Raw genomic sequence first — 15,342 nt, forward strand, 5'->3', positions numbered from 1 at the left:
GGAAGTATCAGACGCCGATCAAATCCGATGCCTGATCGTCCTCGCGTACCAGCCAATCGAGGCGCCAGCCGGCGGCCACCGGATCGGCCATCGCTGCCTGCAATGCAGGCAGGATCACGCGCAGCTCCTGTTCCAGTGTGAATGGCGGGTTCACCACCACCATGCCGGTGCCATCCAGTCGTTCACTGCGAGAATCCGGTCGCACTTCGAAGACAATGTCGAGCACCTTGTTCATTCCGGCAGCGATCAGCCGATTGCGGAAATCAGCGACGCCGCGGCGATCCTTGATCGGGTACCAGAGCGCATAGATGCCGCCCGGCCAACGCCTGTAGGCCCTTTCAACCCCCGCAGCGAGGCGGTCAAACTCGCCTTCCTGTTCGAAAGGAGGGTCTACCAGCACCAATCCGCGTTTTTCCTTGGGTGGCAGCTGCGCGCCAAGCGCCAGCCAGCCGTCCAGCTCAATCACCCGCGCCTGAAAATCACCCTCGAACTGGGCTTTCAGCCGCAATACATCCTGAGGGTGCAGCTCGATTGCCGTCAACCGATCCTGATTGCGCAGCAATCGTCGTGCAAGCCATGGCGATCCGGGATAATGGCGGATGCCGCCATCGGTGTTGCAGGCATTGACGACTTCGAGATAGGGCCCGAGCAAGATGCTCGCCTCTATACCCGGGTCGATCCGGGCTAGCCGGCCAATGCCATCGCGCCACTCGCCCGTCTTCTGAGCTTCGTGCGAAGAAAGATCGTAAAGGCCGATACCGGCATGGGTATCGATGACGCGAAACGGCTTGTCCTTCTTTTTCAGATATTCGATCAGGCGCGCCAGCACGACGTGTTTGACCACATCGGCGAAATTCCCGGCATGATAGGCGTGACGATAGTTCATGATCTCAGGAAGCGCCCCTGCCCCAGCGCGGCTTGGACGGAGCCTCAGGTTTGTCGGAACGTCGCGGCCTGCCGAAACGGATCGCCATCACCAGACCGATCAAGCCGAATGCGATCGAGCCGAGCCCCACCTGGCTTACCCGTGCGTCGGGAGCGGCAGCACCGCTGCGCAGGACAAGATCGACGGCCTTGATTTGTAAGTTGTCGGCATCTCCCAGGCCGAGTGTGAAGACATATGTCTCTGCTTCATCAGCCGCGATCAGCCCCGCCTCGTCGCGGAATATCTTGTCGGTCAGTTGCGGGCTCTGTTCGCGCGGCGTTGGATTGCCGCTGAAATTCAGCCGCTCCGCAAGCACCGTGCGGCTGCCCGCTGCGGCCGTCAGCGTCAGCACGGTGCGATCAAAGGAATTGATACGATCGGCACTGGTCGTGAGGTCAACGAACACTCGCACCGGTCCGGTCCCAGCCTTCAGCGACACCGTCACCGGTTTGAAGCGGCCATCTTGATAGACATGCCAGGTGCCGAGTTCTTCCCCCGAAAAATTTCGAACGGCCCACGGGTAGACAACACGAAGGACGACACCGGCCAGGATGAGCAGCAGGAAAAATTTACGCATGGCTCAGCCCTTAGAGCGCCGAGCGCGCTCGCGCAACGTCAAGCCTTGCGCTCCCAGCGTCGATCCGCGGTCTGCTGCCAATAAGTCACCGTGTGACCGGCATCCTTCATGTCTTTCCAGTGGCTGCGTGCCGCCTCGATCTGGCCCGAGTCATGTCCGTCGAACAGAAAGACCGCGCGATCGTAGCCAGCCAAATCCGGGGGGCTGGCACCGTCCACCAGGAAGCGGATCTGCGCCGTATTCGCATTCATCTGCCCTGTGGTGAGCAGAATGGGTTGCTCGGCAGGATACGGTTCGCGGTCGGTTGCGTGGGCCAGGAAGCCATCGTCGCGATAGACCCAGAGATGCTGGTCCAGCGCATCTCGACGCTCTTCCGTACCGAGTTGCACGACCACGCGCCAACCCCGGTCGACGCTACGCTCGAGCAAGCCCGGCAAGGCCTCCTCGAGCGTCGACTCGGTCATGTGATAGAAGAGCACCTCGGCCATCGATCAGCCTTCGTAGTGATCGCGCACCAGTCGGTCGAGCAGCCTGACACCAAAACCGGAGCCCCAGGACTGGTTGATCTCGCTTGCGGGGGCGGCCATGGCTGTCCCGGCTATGTCGAGATGAGCCCACGGTGTTTCCTTGACGAAACGCTGCAGGAACTGAGCGGCGATAATGGCACCGCCATAACGTCCGCCTATGTTCTTCATGTCGGCATTCTTCGAATCGATCAGCTTGTCATACTCGCTGCCGAGCGGCATGCGCCACAGCTTCTCCTGCGTGGCCGTGCCGGCCTGCACCAGTTGCCCCGCGAGTTCATCGTCATTGGAGAACAGGCCGGCATGGTGTTGCCCTAACGCAACCATGATAGCTCCTGTCAACGTAGCAAGATTGATCATCAGTCGCGGCTCGAAGCGGTCGTTGCAGTACCAGAGTGCGTCGGCAAGCACCAGGCGACCCTCGGCATCGGTGTTGAGCACCTCGATGGTCTGGCCTGACATTGATGTAACGATGTCGCCTGGACGCTGGGCATGACCGTCGACGCTGTTCTCCACCAACCCAAGAATGCCGACGACGTTGGCTTTCGCCTTGCGGCTGGCGAGCGCGTGCAAAAGGCCCGTCACAGCAGCGGCGCCGCCCATATCGCCCTTCATGTCCTCCATGCCTGATGCCGGCTTCATCGAATTGCCCCCGGTATCGAAGGTCACACCCTTTCCGACAAACGCGAGCGGCTTTTCCTTCGGCTTGCCACCGTTCCACTGGAGTACAGCAAGGCGAGCGCCGCGCGGCGAGCCTTGCGCAACCCCGAGCAACGAGCCCATGCCGAGCTTTTTCATTTCCTTTTCGGCCAGGATCTCGACCTTGACGCCCAGCGCTTCAAGTTGCTTGGCCCGCTCGGCGAATTCGACTGGCCCCAGCGCATTCGCCGGTTCATTGACCAGGTCGCGCGCCACAATCACACCGTCGACAACAGCTTCGAGCTCGGCAAATGCTTTCTTGGCAGCCGCGGGATTTGCCGTCTGGATGGTGATCTTGACCGCTGTCTTGGCATCGTCCTTGGCGTCGTCGCTTTTCTTCGTCTTGTATTTGTCGAAGGAATAGCCGCGCAACAGAATGCCAGCGGCAACGCCCGCTGCGTCTGCGCCAGTTGTCTCGGCGCCCGGCAGATCGACCACGACAGCAACCTCCTTGGCCTTGCGCAGTGAGGCCGCCACATGTCCGCCAAGCTTCAGCCATGCATATTCATCGAGTGCGGATGGCTTGCCTGCGCCAAGCACGACCAGCCGGTCGAGATTGGTGCCTTCAGGCGCGAAGATCTCGGCGGACGAACCAAACTTCCCGGAGAAATCCGCCGCCGGCAGCGCGCGCGCCAGTGAACCGGAAGGATCCTGCGCTCTGGCCCCCTCGGAAAGCCCCGCTTCTTCCGCGGCAAGCACGAAGACCGTGCCCTTCTTGACGACGGCGAATTTGGCAAAGGCAATTGTGGGTCGGGCAGCCATGAGATCCTGCTTGATTTGAATGCTTGGAATGACGGGCGACATTTCGCGCTTTTAGAACGTTTGGCAAGACCGGCAAACCTCAAGTCGACACGGGGAAAAGAGCGCGAGCGAATGAGCCGCCACCTTCTTTCGTCCGACGCGCGAATGCATTATTGGCGACCACCAACCCTTGACGATCGACGATGCGTCACACAAATGTCTGGCGCAAACCGCTGTTAACCATACCTATTCGCCTTTTCTTATCCATTGCCTACCAGAGTCGACGGCGCCGGACATGACGACTTGAAGCGGAACCAGACCAGGCCGGTTGTGTGGGTGTCACCGGAAAGATAACTTCTAAAACTGCGACACCCGTCGAGATCGATCGAGAAGAACTGCCCTGAATGAAGGTCGCCGAGCTCTATATTTTCCGGCGCGCGCTCTCGCTCTTTCTTGCGGCGTTGGCGTGGACGCTGGCGATCGTCTGGACGACGCAGGTTCTCACCCGCATCAACCTGGTAACCGACAACGGGCAATCAGCGTTGAGTTTCTTCCAGGTCGCGGCGCTTATCCTGCCGACCATCATCCCGATCGTCGTCCCTTTCGCGCTCATCGTGGCGGTGGCGCAGACACTCAGCGTCATGAACTCCGATTCAGAGCTCGTGGTGATCAACGCCGCCGGCGCCTCCCGCATGACCGTCGTCAAACCGATCCTGATCCTCGCACTGATTGCGAGCGTATTTGCCTTTGTCGTCGACAACGGGGTTGAGCCCTATGCCCGGCAGAAAAATCGTGAACTGATTGCCAGCGCGCGCGCCGACTTCCTGTCGCTGATCATCCAGGAAGGAACATTCCGTAAGATAGAAGACGGCCTTTTTGTCCAGATCGGCGAGCGCTTTGCGGACGGCGGCCTCGGCAGCATCTTCGTCGCGGACTCGCGGCAGGAAGGTACCGACCTCGTCTATTACGCCAAGACAGGCGCGGTCATCGACAAGGGCAACGAAAAGGTCCTGCTGATGAACGACGGCGTGGTGCACCGCAAATCACCCGCGGGCGACGTCTCAGTCATTCGTTTCACGTCCTATGCATTCGACCTTTCGGCGTTTGCAACCGCCGCACAGGCCACGCTCTATCCAAAGGACCAGACGACCCAATACCTGCTCAATCCCGACCCTAACGACCGCTACTACCAGCAGGCCCCCGACCAATATCGCGCCGAGCTTGCATTGCGGTTTTCGGAATGGGCTTATTCGCTCGCCTTCGCAATGATCGCACTGGCAGTTGCCGGCGACGCGCGCTCGCACCGCGAAGCGCGCATCCACCCGCTCATCACCGCGATCTGCATCGCGCTGTTTGTGCGCTGGCTGGGTTTCTTCGCTGCCGGCAAGGCCAACACCAACCCGATCTACAACTATCTGGTGATCGCCGTGCCTTTTGCCGCCTCGATTGTGGCCGGCTGGGTCATCTTTTCCAATCGCCGCATGGAATTGCCGTCAAGCTGGGCTGACTGGCTTACCAACATGTTCAGTCGCTTCGGCGAAATCGGTATCCGTCTGCGACTTTGGTGGGCCAATCGTGCTGCACGTCAGGGGAACTCCTGATGGGTTGGACGCTCGGCCGCTATTTCTTCTTCCGCTACCTGGGGATCACCATCTGGATCTTCCTCGGGCTGTTCGCATTGGTATTCCTGATCGATTTCACGGAATTGACAGGCCGCATCGCCGGCGTCCCCGGCTTTACCTACCAGACGGGCTTTGCCATCTCGGCGCTGCGCGTACCGATGATCATGCTGCAGACAGTGCCTTTCGTCGGGCTGTTCTCTGCCATGGCGACGCTTGTTTCACTCAACCGCAAGTATGAGCTGGTGATCGCACGTTCCGCTGGCATCTCAGCATGGCAGTTCCTGTTGCCTTGCTGCATCGGTGCATTGATGTTTGGCGCCGTTGCCGTCGCGATACTCAACCCGCTCGCCGCCTACGGCTTTTCCCAGTCAGAGAGAATCGAAAGCGAATTGCGTTCCGGCACGTCCAACAACGTATCGGCCGATGCAGCTCCCTGGATCAGGCAGAAAACCGCCGCAGGCGATACGATCATCGGCGCGCGCGCGATCCTCAATCAAGGGCTGGAGATGGCGGATGCCGTCTTCTTCCTGCTCGACCAGCAAGGCAACATCGTCGAACGCAAGGATGCCAAGCAGGTATTCCTGCGCGACGGCTACTGGGAACTGCAGGACGTCAGCATCCTCAAGGATGGCAATGTCGAGAAGAAGGCGACCGACCGGTTGCCGACCGATCTGAAGCCGGAATTCGTGCAGGAACGCCTGGCGCGGCCGGAAACAATTCCCTTCTACGAGTTGCCGCAAAAGATTGAAGTTGCTCGATCCTTCGGGCTTAAGGCAAATGCATTCGCCATGCAGTTCGATTCGCTGGTGGCCATGCCCTTCCTTCTGGTTGCGATGACTCTGATCGCAGCAACCGTCTCGATGCGATTTGCACGCATGGGACAATCTGCAACGATGATTCTGGGTGGCGTAGTCGCTGGGTTTCTGCTTTATGTTGTGTCTGTTTTGGTCAAAGCGTTTGGAGTGGCGGGATTCGTCCCGACCGTGGTAGCTGCATGGTTTCCGGTGGTCGTGGCGATGTTCTTCGGGGTGACGTTCCTGCTGTACAGGGAAGACGGTTAGTGATGAGACCGGTTTTGCAAGGTCGCAGGCCGATCCGGGCGGCACTTCTGTGCGGAGTGAGCGCACTCGCTTGCCTTTTTGCCGGCAGCCTGGCGACGGCTGTCCCGGCTGCAGCGCAGGCGGTGGAAGCCCCCAGCGTGCCAGCCGGTTCGCAGATGCTTCTGGAATCCGATACGCTGGTCTATGACAACGACAACCAGACGGTGACCGCCGTCGGTGGCGTGCAGATTGACTACGGTGGCAACAAGCTCGTTGCGCAGCGTGTGGAATACGACCGCAAGACCAAGCGCTTGGTCGCAACGGGTAACGCACAGCTCGTGCAGAGTGACGGCACCAAGGTCAACTCCGAGCACATCGACATCACCGACGATTTTGCTGACGGCTTCGTCAATGCGCTGCGTGTCGAGACGGTCGACAAAACCTATTTCGGCGCCGAAAGCGCCGAACGCATCGGCGGCGTGCTGACGACGTTCCACAACGGCGTCTACACCGCTTGCGAACCCTGCGAGGACAAGCCGGACAAGGCGCCGATCTGGCGCGTCAAAGCCAAGAAGATTATCTGGAACGGCCAGAAGAAGACGGTGCGATTCGAGAACTCCAATTTCGAGTTCTTCGGTTTCCCGATCGCCTTCCTGCCGGCTTTCGAGATCGCGGATCCGACAGTGAAGCGCAAGAGCGGCTTCCTGATGCCGGGCATCACTTTCAACAGCAAGCTCGGCACCGGCATAACCGTACCTTATTATTTCGCGCTGTCGCCGACCTATGACATCACCGCGCGCGGAACCTACTACACCAATCAGGGTTTCCTCGGCGAAGCCGAGTGGCGCCAGCGTTTCGACAACGGCCAGTACAGTCTTCGCATCGCGGGCATCGACCAGAGGAAACCCTGGAAATTCGACCCCAATACAGTCGATTCCGGCCCAACCGGCGACCCGAACAAATTCCGCGGCATGATGGGCAGCAAGGGCCAGTTCGCGATCAATTCGCGCTGGAATTTCGGCTGGGATGTCCTGCTGCAGACAGACAAGAATTTTTCGACAACCTATCACATCAACGGTTACGACTCGTCGGTTCACCGGTCTGAGGTCTATCTGACCGGCCTGAATGATCGGAATTACTTCGACCTGCGCGCCATGCACTTCGAGGTGCAGGAAAAGACACTGCAGCGCGAGGCTGGGGCTCGATATCAGACCGGCGCGCGCGATGAATTCCAGCCTTGGGTGCTGCCGTCGCTCGACTACGCCTACATCCCGGATACATCGTTGGCGGGAGGTCAACTCTCGATCAACCTCAACTCTCGTGTCATCAAGCGTGACCGCCTCGATGAGGCGTTCACGGTGAACTATGATACGCTGAGCCTCGCGCAGCGTGTTCGCGGTATCGAAGGCAATTCTGGTCGGTTGACCGCAGAAGCCGAGTGGAAGCGCAGCTTCGTCACCGATGGCGGCATGGTCATCACTCCGTTGCTCGCTTTCCAGGGCGACGCCAACTACCTCAACGCGTCTTCAGGCTCGCTCGACGCCGTCAACCAGATGGCGGCCGCACAGGGTGTTTCTGCAGACATGCGTTCATCTTTTGCCAGGGCCATGGCGACGGCGGGTCTTGAATTCCGCTGGCCACTGCTGTTCACCAGCCTGACTGGCGGATCGCACATCATCGAGCCGACAGCACAGCTGTTCGTGCGCCCGAACGAATCCTATGTCGGTGGCCTTCGGGTCCCCAACGAAGATGCGCAGAGCATGGTGTTCGATGCGACCACCCTGTTCGAACGCGACAAGTTCTCCGGCTACGACCGCATTGAAGGCGGCACGCGCGCCAATGTCGGCGTGCGCTATTCCGGCAGCTATGCAAACGGCTGGACGACAAACGCCCTGTTCGGCCAGTCGTACCAGCTCGGCGGTACCAACTCCTTCGCGCAGCCTGACCTGGTCAATGTCGGCGCCTATTCCGGCCTCCAGACAGACAAGTCCGATTATGTCGGCCTTGCCGGCTTTACCAGCCCTTACGGCTTGTCGGCCTCGGTCAGCGGCCGCTTCGATGAACAGACCTTCGAGGTCCGTCGCGCCGAAGCCAAGGCTGCCTATAGCGGCTCGTCCCCCATTTCTGTTTCCGCGCAGTATGCCTTCATCCAGGCTCAGCCAGGTTACGGATTCGAAGAAGATCGCCACGAGGTGACGCTGGGAGGCTCAACGCGCCTCAATCAGAACTGGCGCGTTTTTGGCTCTGGCACGTATGACATCCAGACCCGGGTGTTGACGGGCGATGGTGTCGGCTTCGCGTATGACGACGAGTGCTTCACCTACATGATGACGGTGTCTGAAAGCCGCGACCGGGTAACCAAGGAAGTGACCCGCAACATCGGCTTCAACATCTCGTTCCGCACCATCGGCGATTTTGGCTCGACCTCCAGCAGCTTCCAGTAAGCCATCCCCCTTGCACGACATGGTTTCGCCGCATAGGACGGGCATGGGAAAATTGTATTCGGCTCAGTGATGAGCCGGAACCAAAATGGATTTGGAACAGAGACGATGAGGAAACAGCTCTTTTCAGCGGGCCTTGCGCTTCTGGTTGCAACCGCGGGTGTTTCGCTGACGGCGATGTCCCAACCGGCCTTTGCCAGCGAAATCAAATATGTCGTCAACAATGTCGCCATCACGACTGGAGATATCCAGCACCGCGCGGCCTTCCTGCGCCTGCAGAAGCGCAAGGGTGATGCCGCCAACGAAATGGTCGAGCAGACGCTTCGCCTTACTGAGGCAAGACGCCTGGGTATCCGCATTTCCGACCAGCAGGTGAATGAAGCCTACGCGCGCTTTGCTTCCAACAACAAGATGCAGCTGGCGCAGCTGGACGGCGTCATGGACAAGTCGGGCGTCACCAAGCAGCATTTCAAGGATTTCATCCGCGCGCAGATGGCCTGGAATCAGGCGCTCAGCATGCGTTACCGTTCCGAGCAGGGCGGCGGCGGCATGAGCGAGCAGGACGCCGTTCGCAAGATGCTCCAGAAAGGCGGTAACAAGCCATCCGCCACCGAATATCTGCTGCAGCAGATCATTTTCGTCGTGCCGGCCGCTGAGCGAGGTGCGCTGATGGGCAAGCGCAAGCGCGAGGCCGAAGCCATGCGTGCCCGCTTCAACGGATGCAACACGACACGCGAATTCGCCAAAGGCCTCATAGACGTCACAGTTCGCGACCTCGGCCGCGTGCTTGCACCGCAGTTGCCGGCGGACTGGGCAGACCAGATCAAGGCGACCAAAGCCGGCGGCGCTACCAACGTGCGTGAGACCGACCGCGGTATCGAGTTCATCGGCATCTGCTCGGCGCGCGAAGTCTCGGACGACAAGACTGCCCAGCTGATGCTCCAGAACGAAGGCCTCGGCGGCAAGAAGGACGATGCCGCTGATGAGCTCAGCAAGAAGTATGTCTCCGAGTTGAAGGCCAAGGCCGTTATCGTTCAGCGCTGACGGCTGTGCGCAAAACCGGACTGCCTCTTGCATTGAGTGTAGGCGATCCATCCGGCATCGGCCCGGAGGTCGCGCTGGCAGCATGGAAACGTCGCCAGGAAGGGAGCGTTCCCGCCTTCTACCTGCTGGCGGACCCGGCTTTGGTGGCGGCACGCGGTCTTCTCGTCAAAGCCAATATTTCGATTGCCGAAACGACCCCGGAAAAGGCATCTGCCGTGTTCGCCGACGCCTTGCCTATCGTGCCGCTGGAAGCAAAGTTCATCGACTCCGTCGGCCGTCCGGATCCCGCCAATGCGAAAGGGGTTATCGAGGCGATTGATCGCGCGGTCGCGGACAGCCTTGCCGGCCGCGCAGCAGCGGTTGTCACCTGCCCCATCGCCAAGAAGCCGCTCTATGATGCCGGCTTCGGTTTCCCTGGCCATACCGAATATCTGGCGCATCTGGCGAGCCGTCACTCCGGTCAGCCGGTAATGCCGGTCATGTTGCTGGCAGGGCCTGACCTGCGCACGGTCCCTGTCACCATCCACATCCCGCTCGCGGCAGCTCCAAAAGTCCTCACCACCGACCTGATCGTGGCAACCGCGCGCGTTACGGCGCACGACCTAAAAAGCCGTTTCGGTATCGAATCGCCTCGCCTTGCCATTGCCGGCCTCAATCCTCATGCCGGCGAAGGTGGCTCGATGGGCAAGGAGGATCTGGAGATTGTCGCCCCGGCCGTCGAGATACTCCGCTCCAAAGGCATCGATGCACGAGGCCCGCTGCCGGCGGACACGCTTTTTCATCGGCGTGCCCGCGCAGGCTATGATGTAGCGCTCTGCATGTATCACGACCAGGCGCTGATCCCGGCAAAGACGCTGGCTTTCGATGAGGCTGTCAACGTAACCCTTGGCTTACCGTTCATTCGAACCTCACCGGACCATGGTACCGCCTTCGATATCGCTGGCCGTGGCATCGCCAGACCGGACAGTTTGATTGCTGCGCTGAGACTCGCGGCGGAGCTGGCTGGCAACGCCTGGAGTGCAAGAGCATGAGCGCCGATGGACTGCCGCCGCTTCGGGACGTCATCGAACGCCACGGGCTGCAGGCCAAGAAGGCGCTCGGCCAGAACTTCCTGCTCGACCTGAACCTGACCGGCAAAGTAGCGCGAACCGCCGGCGATCTGACACAGGCGACGGTCATAGAGGTTGGCCCAGGGCCGGGAGGCTTGACCCGCGCCCTCCTCCTGCATGGTGCCCGCCGCGTTGTCGCCATCGAGCGCGACGAGCGCTGCCTGGCAGCACTTTCCGAGGTCTCGAACCACTACCCCGGAAAATTGGAAGTCATCTCGGGCGATGCGCTCAAGACCGATTTCACGACGCTGGTAGCGGACGGCCCGGTCAAGATTGTCTCCAACCTGCCCTACAACATCGGCACCGAGCTGCTCATTCGCTGGCTAACCGTCGACACTTGGCCGCCTTTCTACCAGTCGCTCACCTTGATGTTCCAGCGCGAGGTGGCTGAACGCATCGTCGCGAAACCCAATACCAGCGACTACGGTCGCCTGGGTGTTCTGGCCGGTTGGCGAACGGAAGCGAAAATTGCATTCGATGTACCACCACAGGCATTCACGCCACCACCCAAGGTGACCTCGTCCGTCCTGCATCTCACACCACGCGAATTCCTCTTGCCTGCCGATGTGAAGAGACTCGGCCGCGTTACCGAAGCGGCCTTCGGGCAGCGCCGCAAGATGCTGCGGCAGAGCCTCAAGAGCCTCGGCGGCGAGAAATTGCTGGAGCGGGCCGAAATCGATCCGACCCGCCGTGCCGAGACACTCAGCGTCGACGAGTTCGTACGGCTGACGAACCTGTTGGAGAGCTGAGCCCAATCCAAATGGCGTCGCGTACCCCATTCGGCTCTGCTTGTTCAGTTCCAGCTATGCAATGAACTGGACGTTTCCGTTGTTCAGGAAACACGCCTTGTCAAACAGCCCGAGGTCCAGGGGATTTGGCAGACGAATGTCGTTCAGGTCCGGAAATGGTTTCTTCGACGGATCGTAAGAGCGGTCGATCTGCGAAATGAAGACAAAGATCAGCCCTCTGTCTCGTGCGAACGATCGTAGCGTACGAATCTGATCGACGAGATCCGGGCTCTGCCGCTTCTGATCGAGCAGTTGCAGATAATCCACCACAACGAGCGTGTCCCTGGGCGCCGGTTGGAGTGTGGTTATCATGTAGCCAGCATCGATCGCATCGGAGCCGTCAAACTCGAACCGGCCGTCGAAAAGCCCAGGCTCGACACCAAGAGCGTGAAAACGACCGAGAATATCCTTTTGAGTATATTCGAGAGAGAAAAAAGCGCCGCGACGTCCCATCTTCATCGCCTCGATCGCCAATTCGAGGCTGAACAGTGTCTTGCCTTGCCCTGGACGTGCTCCGACAAGGAGCAGATCGCCAGACCGCAGCGCAGCGAGCAATCGGCTGGCGGCAGGCATTTCCTGATATTTGAATGCCAGCAAACTCCAGCTTGCATACCCTTCCTTCGCCGCCACGCGGTCGAGGGCGGCGTGAAGCGGGATGTTTTCCTCGCGCGACAGGCGCTTCGCCTGTCGCTTCAACTGATAGGCAGGGTGAGAAAGCTTCATCGAAAACCTCCTATTGCGAGCAGATTTCGCAACCCCTCCTTATGCGCGCAGCTCGAACAGTTGGTTCGACAGGAAGTCAGCCCCGCATGAACAATGCTTCCCGAGTGGAGGGCGGAGGCGCGGGCCAGTGCCAATCAAAAGCATAACAAGCCTTCACTGAGTCGAGAATGGCCTCGACCCGCCCACTGCGATCAATGTCGTGGCTTGCAATGCTCAGACGGCCTCGTCCAGAAGACCCGAGACAAAATCGAACAGGCCCGGCCGGCGATCGCGACGAAGGCGCTCGGCAGCAACAATGGCGCGCACTTCGGTGAAGGCGCGATCGAGATCGTCATTGACGATGACGAAATCATACTCCGTCCAGTGCTCGATCTCGGTGCGTGCATTTTTCAGCCGTGTCTCGATGACCTGCTCCTGGTCCTCGGCCCGACGCTTCAATCGCGCCTTCAGCTCCTTCATCGACGGCGGCAGGATGAAGATCGAGACAATATCGCCACGCATCTTCTCCTTAAGCTGCTTGGCACCCTGCCAGTCGATATCGAAGAGCATATCGCGCCCTTCGGCCATGGCACGCTCGGCAGGCTCCCGCGGGGTCGCATAGAAATTTCCATGTACTTCCGCCGATTCAAGCAGTTCGTCATTGTCTCGCAGAAGTTCGAACTCGCGACCTGACCTGAAATGGTAGTGGATACCATCGATTTCGCTGCCGCGACGTGGCCGCGTGGTAACCGAGACCGAAAGCTCGAATCCCTGGTCGCTCTCGATGAGATTTCGCGCGATTGTCGACTTGCCGGCACCCGAAGGTGACGACAAAACAAGCATCAGGCCCCGACGGCGGATGCGGGAACCGGTGTCCTTGACGGCCATCTGTTACTCCAGATTCTGGACCTGTTCGCGAAATTGGTCGACGACCGCCTTCAGTTCCAACCCGATGGCGGTAACTGCGGCTGCGTTCGACTTCGAACATAAGGTATTCGATTCGCGATTGAATTCCTGCGCCAGAAAGTCGAGCTTGCGACCGATGGCGCCGCCGGAGGCGAGCAGCGCCCTGCCCGATGCGACATGGGTCTTCAGCCGATCGATTTCCTCGCGGATGTCGGCCTTGGTGGCGAGGAAGGCTGCTTCCATGTGAAGCCTGGTCTCATCCAGTCCCGCGCCGGTGTCCATCAACAGCCGGACCTGTTCGGCAATCCGTTCGCGGATCACGGTCGCCTGCCGGGATGGATCCGCTTCGGCGCGCAGCGTCAGTGTTTCGATTGCCTCGAGCTGACCAGACAGTAGGACGCGCAATGCCTCCCCTTCGCTTTCGCGAGCTTCGAGAAGGCCCGCCAGCGCTTCGTCAAGAACACCTGCAATCACCGTGTCGAGCGCGGCACGTGTCTCTTCGGTTTCAGTCGTCTCAGGAACGTCCAGTACGCCGCGGAGCGCCAGCAGCCCGTCGGCGGTAGCGGGCGCAACCCCGAACTGCTCCTGTAGCCGTTTGGCGAGGCCGGCGATGTCCTTCAGGAAAGCTTCGTTCACCACCGGTTGAGCAGTCTGGGTGCTCGTGCGACCGACCGTCAGCGTTGCTTGGAAGTTTCCGCGCGAAAAGCGCTTCTGCACCGCCTGACGGACAACCTGTTCAAGTCGGTCAAAGCCGGGCGGCAGGCGCAGTCTCGCCTCGACACTCTTGCCGTTGACGGACTTCACTTCCCACGCAATGGCAGTGCCCTGATAATCGGCAACCGCACGTGCGAAGCCGGTCATGCTTTGCAGTTTCATATCCCCACGCCCCCGAAATATTTTTCTATTGGACCGTGTTCGTCCCTGTCGCGGCCGCATCACCATTGGCGCCGGGCTGCGCGGTACCTCCGGCCTTCGCCGCTTCCTCGGCCTGCTTCTTCATCAAAGCACGATAGCGCGCGACGTTTTGATTGTGGTCATCAAGGTTCTCCGCAAACACATGCCCACCATTGCCGTCGGCGACGAAGTACAGGTCTTTCGTTTTTGATGGATTGGCCACGGCCTCAAGCGACGCACGGCCCGGATTGGCGATCGGCGTCGGTGGCAGACCATTGATCTGGTAGGTGTTGTAAGGTGTCTGCTTGTCGATGTCGGACTGATAGATCGGCCGATCGCCGGGTTTGCCCTTGCCGCCGAACAGACCGTAGATGATGGTCGGATCGGACTGCAGGCGCATGCCCTTGTTCAGGCGGTTCAGGAACACCGCCGCCACCCGCGAACGTTCGTCATTGCGCCCGGTCTCTTTCTCGACGATGGAGGCGAGCGTGACGAATTCGTCCACATTGGCCAGCGGCAGGTCAGACGATCGACGCGTCCAGATCTCCTCGACGAGTTCCTTCTGATCCGCCAGCAGCTTGTCCACCATCTGCTGGCGCGTCGCCCCGCGCGTGAACCGCAGCGTGTCGGTGGCAAGACTGCCTTCCGCCGGCAGGTTGGCCGGCATGTCCCCGGTAAGAGCGTCTTCCGCTGCAACGCGCTGGAATGCCTGCAGCACCGTCAGTCCTTCCGGGATGGTCAGCGAATACATAACCGACTTGCCACTTTTCATGAGATCCATGATCTCGCGCATCGAGGACCGCGGCTTGATCTGATACTCGCCTGCCTTCAACGCCTGGTCGTTGCCATAGGCGCGCACGCCGAGCCGGAAGATACGCGCGTCGCGGATCAGGCCGCGTCGCTCGAGCTGATCGGCGATATCCTGCACACCGCTGTTCGGTTTGACGAGGAAGGTGTCCCCGTTGGCTGACGGTCCCTGGCCGAAAAACTCCTGCCTGCCGAAGTAGACTGCGCCGCCAGCGGCAATCACCGCCAGCATGACGCAGGATACAAGGAAATTCATGAACACGATGATCTGGCTGCGCGACGCCCGCGACCGCTTGGCCGGAGGTGGCGTACCGGCTTCCGGACGCAGCGCCTCGTTGGCCGTCTTGGGGATAATCGGCGTGGTCTGCGCGGCGGCCTGGCTGACATCCTCGTTGTTCGTCGGAGCAGTGTTCATGGCGCCCTATGTCCTATCGACGAATCCCCCGACAATAGCGGGGAATATGGCAAAAATGACGGATACATCCGTCCCAGGGCTGTCAGCAGATCGGCGGAAGCCGGTCAA

At 60.1% G+C, this 15,342-nt stretch carries 14 protein-coding genes; 6 read left to right on the plus strand and 8 right to left on the minus strand.

What is annotated here, in order from left to right; genetic code table 11:
- Window positions 1–7: 7 nt before the first annotated feature.
- Genes AC3WTO_RS08620 through AC3WTO_RS08635 form a run of 4 tightly spaced genes read right to left on the minus strand, consistent with a single transcriptional unit; the run spans window position 8 to window position 3,487 of the window.
- Complete coding sequence (locus tag AC3WTO_RS08620; protein WP_492460292.1) at window positions 8–886, minus strand: 23S rRNA (adenine(2030)-N(6))-methyltransferase RlmJ; 879 nt, start codon at window positions 884–886, stop codon at window positions 8–10.
- 4 nt (window positions 887–890) lie between these two features.
- A complete protein-coding gene (locus AC3WTO_RS08625) occupies window positions 891–1,502 on the minus strand; it encodes a hypothetical protein (RefSeq protein ID WP_492460293.1) in 612 nt (203 codons plus the stop codon).
- 38 nt (window positions 1,503–1,540) lie between these two features.
- Complete coding sequence (locus AC3WTO_RS08630; RefSeq protein ID WP_492460294.1) at window positions 1,541–1,990, minus strand: DNA polymerase III subunit chi; 450 nt, start codon at window positions 1,988–1,990, stop codon at window positions 1,541–1,543.
- Between the two features lie 3 nt (window positions 1,991–1,993).
- Window positions 1,994–3,487, minus strand: coding sequence for a leucyl aminopeptidase (locus tag AC3WTO_RS08635; protein WP_492460295.1), 1,494 nt, complete (start codon window positions 3,485–3,487; stop codon window positions 1,994–1,996).
- 383 nt (window positions 3,488–3,870) lie between these two features.
- Between AC3WTO_RS08635 and lptF the strand changes: the two genes are divergently transcribed.
- From lptF to rsmA, 6 genes are all read left to right on the plus strand, one after another.
- Window positions 3,871–5,067, plus strand: a complete 1,197-nt coding sequence (gene lptF / locus AC3WTO_RS08640; protein ID WP_492460296.1) for an LPS export ABC transporter permease LptF — start codon at window positions 3,871–3,873, stop codon at window positions 5,065–5,067.
- Window positions 5,064–6,149, plus strand: a complete 1,086-nt coding sequence (lptG, locus tag AC3WTO_RS08645) for an LPS export ABC transporter permease LptG (RefSeq protein ID WP_492460838.1) — start codon at window positions 5,064–5,066, stop codon at window positions 6,147–6,149. The genes lptF and lptG overlap by 4 nt, the downstream gene beginning before the upstream one ends.
- Window positions 6,150–6,151: 2 nt before the next feature.
- Complete coding sequence (locus tag AC3WTO_RS08650; protein ID WP_492460297.1) at window positions 6,152–8,572, plus strand: LPS-assembly protein LptD; 2,421 nt, start codon at window positions 6,152–6,154, stop codon at window positions 8,570–8,572.
- Between the two features lie 105 nt (window positions 8,573–8,677).
- Entirely contained in the window at window positions 8,678–9,613 is a 936-nt protein-coding gene (locus AC3WTO_RS08655; protein ID WP_492460298.1) for a SurA N-terminal domain-containing protein, read from the plus strand.
- Between the two features lie 32 nt (window positions 9,614–9,645).
- On the plus strand, window positions 9,646–10,644 hold the full coding sequence (gene pdxA / locus AC3WTO_RS08660) for a 4-hydroxythreonine-4-phosphate dehydrogenase PdxA (RefSeq protein WP_492460299.1): 999 nt from the start codon (window positions 9,646–9,648) through the stop codon (window positions 10,642–10,644).
- Window positions 10,641–11,471, plus strand: coding sequence for a 16S rRNA (adenine(1518)-N(6)/adenine(1519)-N(6))-dimethyltransferase RsmA (rsmA, locus tag AC3WTO_RS08665; protein WP_492460300.1), 831 nt, complete (start codon window positions 10,641–10,643; stop codon window positions 11,469–11,471). Before pdxA ends, rsmA begins: the two co-directional genes overlap by 4 nt.
- Window positions 11,472–11,525: 54 nt before the next feature.
- On the opposite strand, the gene AC3WTO_RS08670 is transcribed toward rsmA, so the two are convergent.
- The 4 genes from AC3WTO_RS08670 to mltG all read right to left on the minus strand — a co-directional run bounded on the left by AC3WTO_RS08670 (window position 11,526) and on the right by mltG (window position 15,234).
- A complete protein-coding gene (locus AC3WTO_RS08670) occupies window positions 11,526–12,233 on the minus strand; it encodes a DNA helicase (protein WP_492460301.1) in 708 nt (235 codons plus the stop codon).
- 213 nt (window positions 12,234–12,446) lie between these two features.
- Complete coding sequence (gene gmk / locus AC3WTO_RS08675) at window positions 12,447–13,100, minus strand: guanylate kinase (protein ID WP_492460302.1); 654 nt, start codon at window positions 13,098–13,100, stop codon at window positions 12,447–12,449.
- Window positions 13,101–13,103: 3 nt separating this feature from the next.
- Window positions 13,104–13,994, minus strand: a complete 891-nt coding sequence (locus AC3WTO_RS08680) for a YicC/YloC family endoribonuclease (RefSeq protein ID WP_492460839.1) — start codon at window positions 13,992–13,994, stop codon at window positions 13,104–13,106.
- 25 nt (window positions 13,995–14,019) lie between these two features.
- Complete coding sequence (mltG, locus tag AC3WTO_RS08685; protein ID WP_492460303.1) at window positions 14,020–15,234, minus strand: endolytic transglycosylase MltG; 1,215 nt, start codon at window positions 15,232–15,234, stop codon at window positions 14,020–14,022.
- Between the last annotated feature and the right edge of the window lie 108 nt (window positions 15,235–15,342).

It is taken from the genome of Mesorhizobium sp. EU05-FHT14A09 (assembly GCF_058790995.1).

Bases quoted from the DNA above. Each gene is read 5' to 3' on its own strand.
- AC3WTO_RS08620 (WP_492460292.1), bottom strand. From the start codon at position 886: ATGAACTATCGTCACGCCTATCATGCCGGGAATTTCGCCGATGTGGTC.
- AC3WTO_RS08625 (WP_492460293.1), bottom strand. From the start codon at position 1,502: ATGCGTAAATTTTTCCTGCTGCTCATCCTGGCCGGTGTCGTCCTTCGT.
- AC3WTO_RS08630 (WP_492460294.1), bottom strand. From the start codon at position 1,990: ATGGCCGAGGTGCTCTTCTATCACATGACCGAGTCGACGCTCGAGGAG.
- AC3WTO_RS08635 (WP_492460295.1), bottom strand. From the start codon at position 3,487: ATGGCTGCCCGACCCACAATTGCCTTTGCCAAATTCGCCGTCGTCAAG.
- lptF (WP_492460296.1), top strand. From the start codon at position 3,871: ATGAAGGTCGCCGAGCTCTATATTTTCCGGCGCGCGCTCTCGCTCTTT.
- AC3WTO_RS08650 (WP_492460297.1), top strand. From the start codon at position 6,152: ATGAGACCGGTTTTGCAAGGTCGCAGGCCGATCCGGGCGGCACTTCTG.
- AC3WTO_RS08655 (WP_492460298.1), top strand. From the start codon at position 8,678: ATGAGGAAACAGCTCTTTTCAGCGGGCCTTGCGCTTCTGGTTGCAACC.
- rsmA (WP_492460300.1), top strand. From the start codon at position 10,641: ATGAGCGCCGATGGACTGCCGCCGCTTCGGGACGTCATCGAACGCCAC.
- AC3WTO_RS08670 (WP_492460301.1), bottom strand. From the start codon at position 12,233: ATGAAGCTTTCTCACCCTGCCTATCAGTTGAAGCGACAGGCGAAGCGC.
- gmk (WP_492460302.1), bottom strand. From the start codon at position 13,100: ATGGCCGTCAAGGACACCGGTTCCCGCATCCGCCGTCGGGGCCTGATG.
- AC3WTO_RS08680 (WP_492460839.1), bottom strand. From the start codon at position 13,994: ATGAAACTGCAAAGCATGACCGGCTTCGCACGTGCGGTTGCCGATTAT.
- mltG (WP_492460303.1), bottom strand. From the start codon at position 15,234: ATGAACACTGCTCCGACGAACAACGAGGATGTCAGCCAGGCCGCCGCG.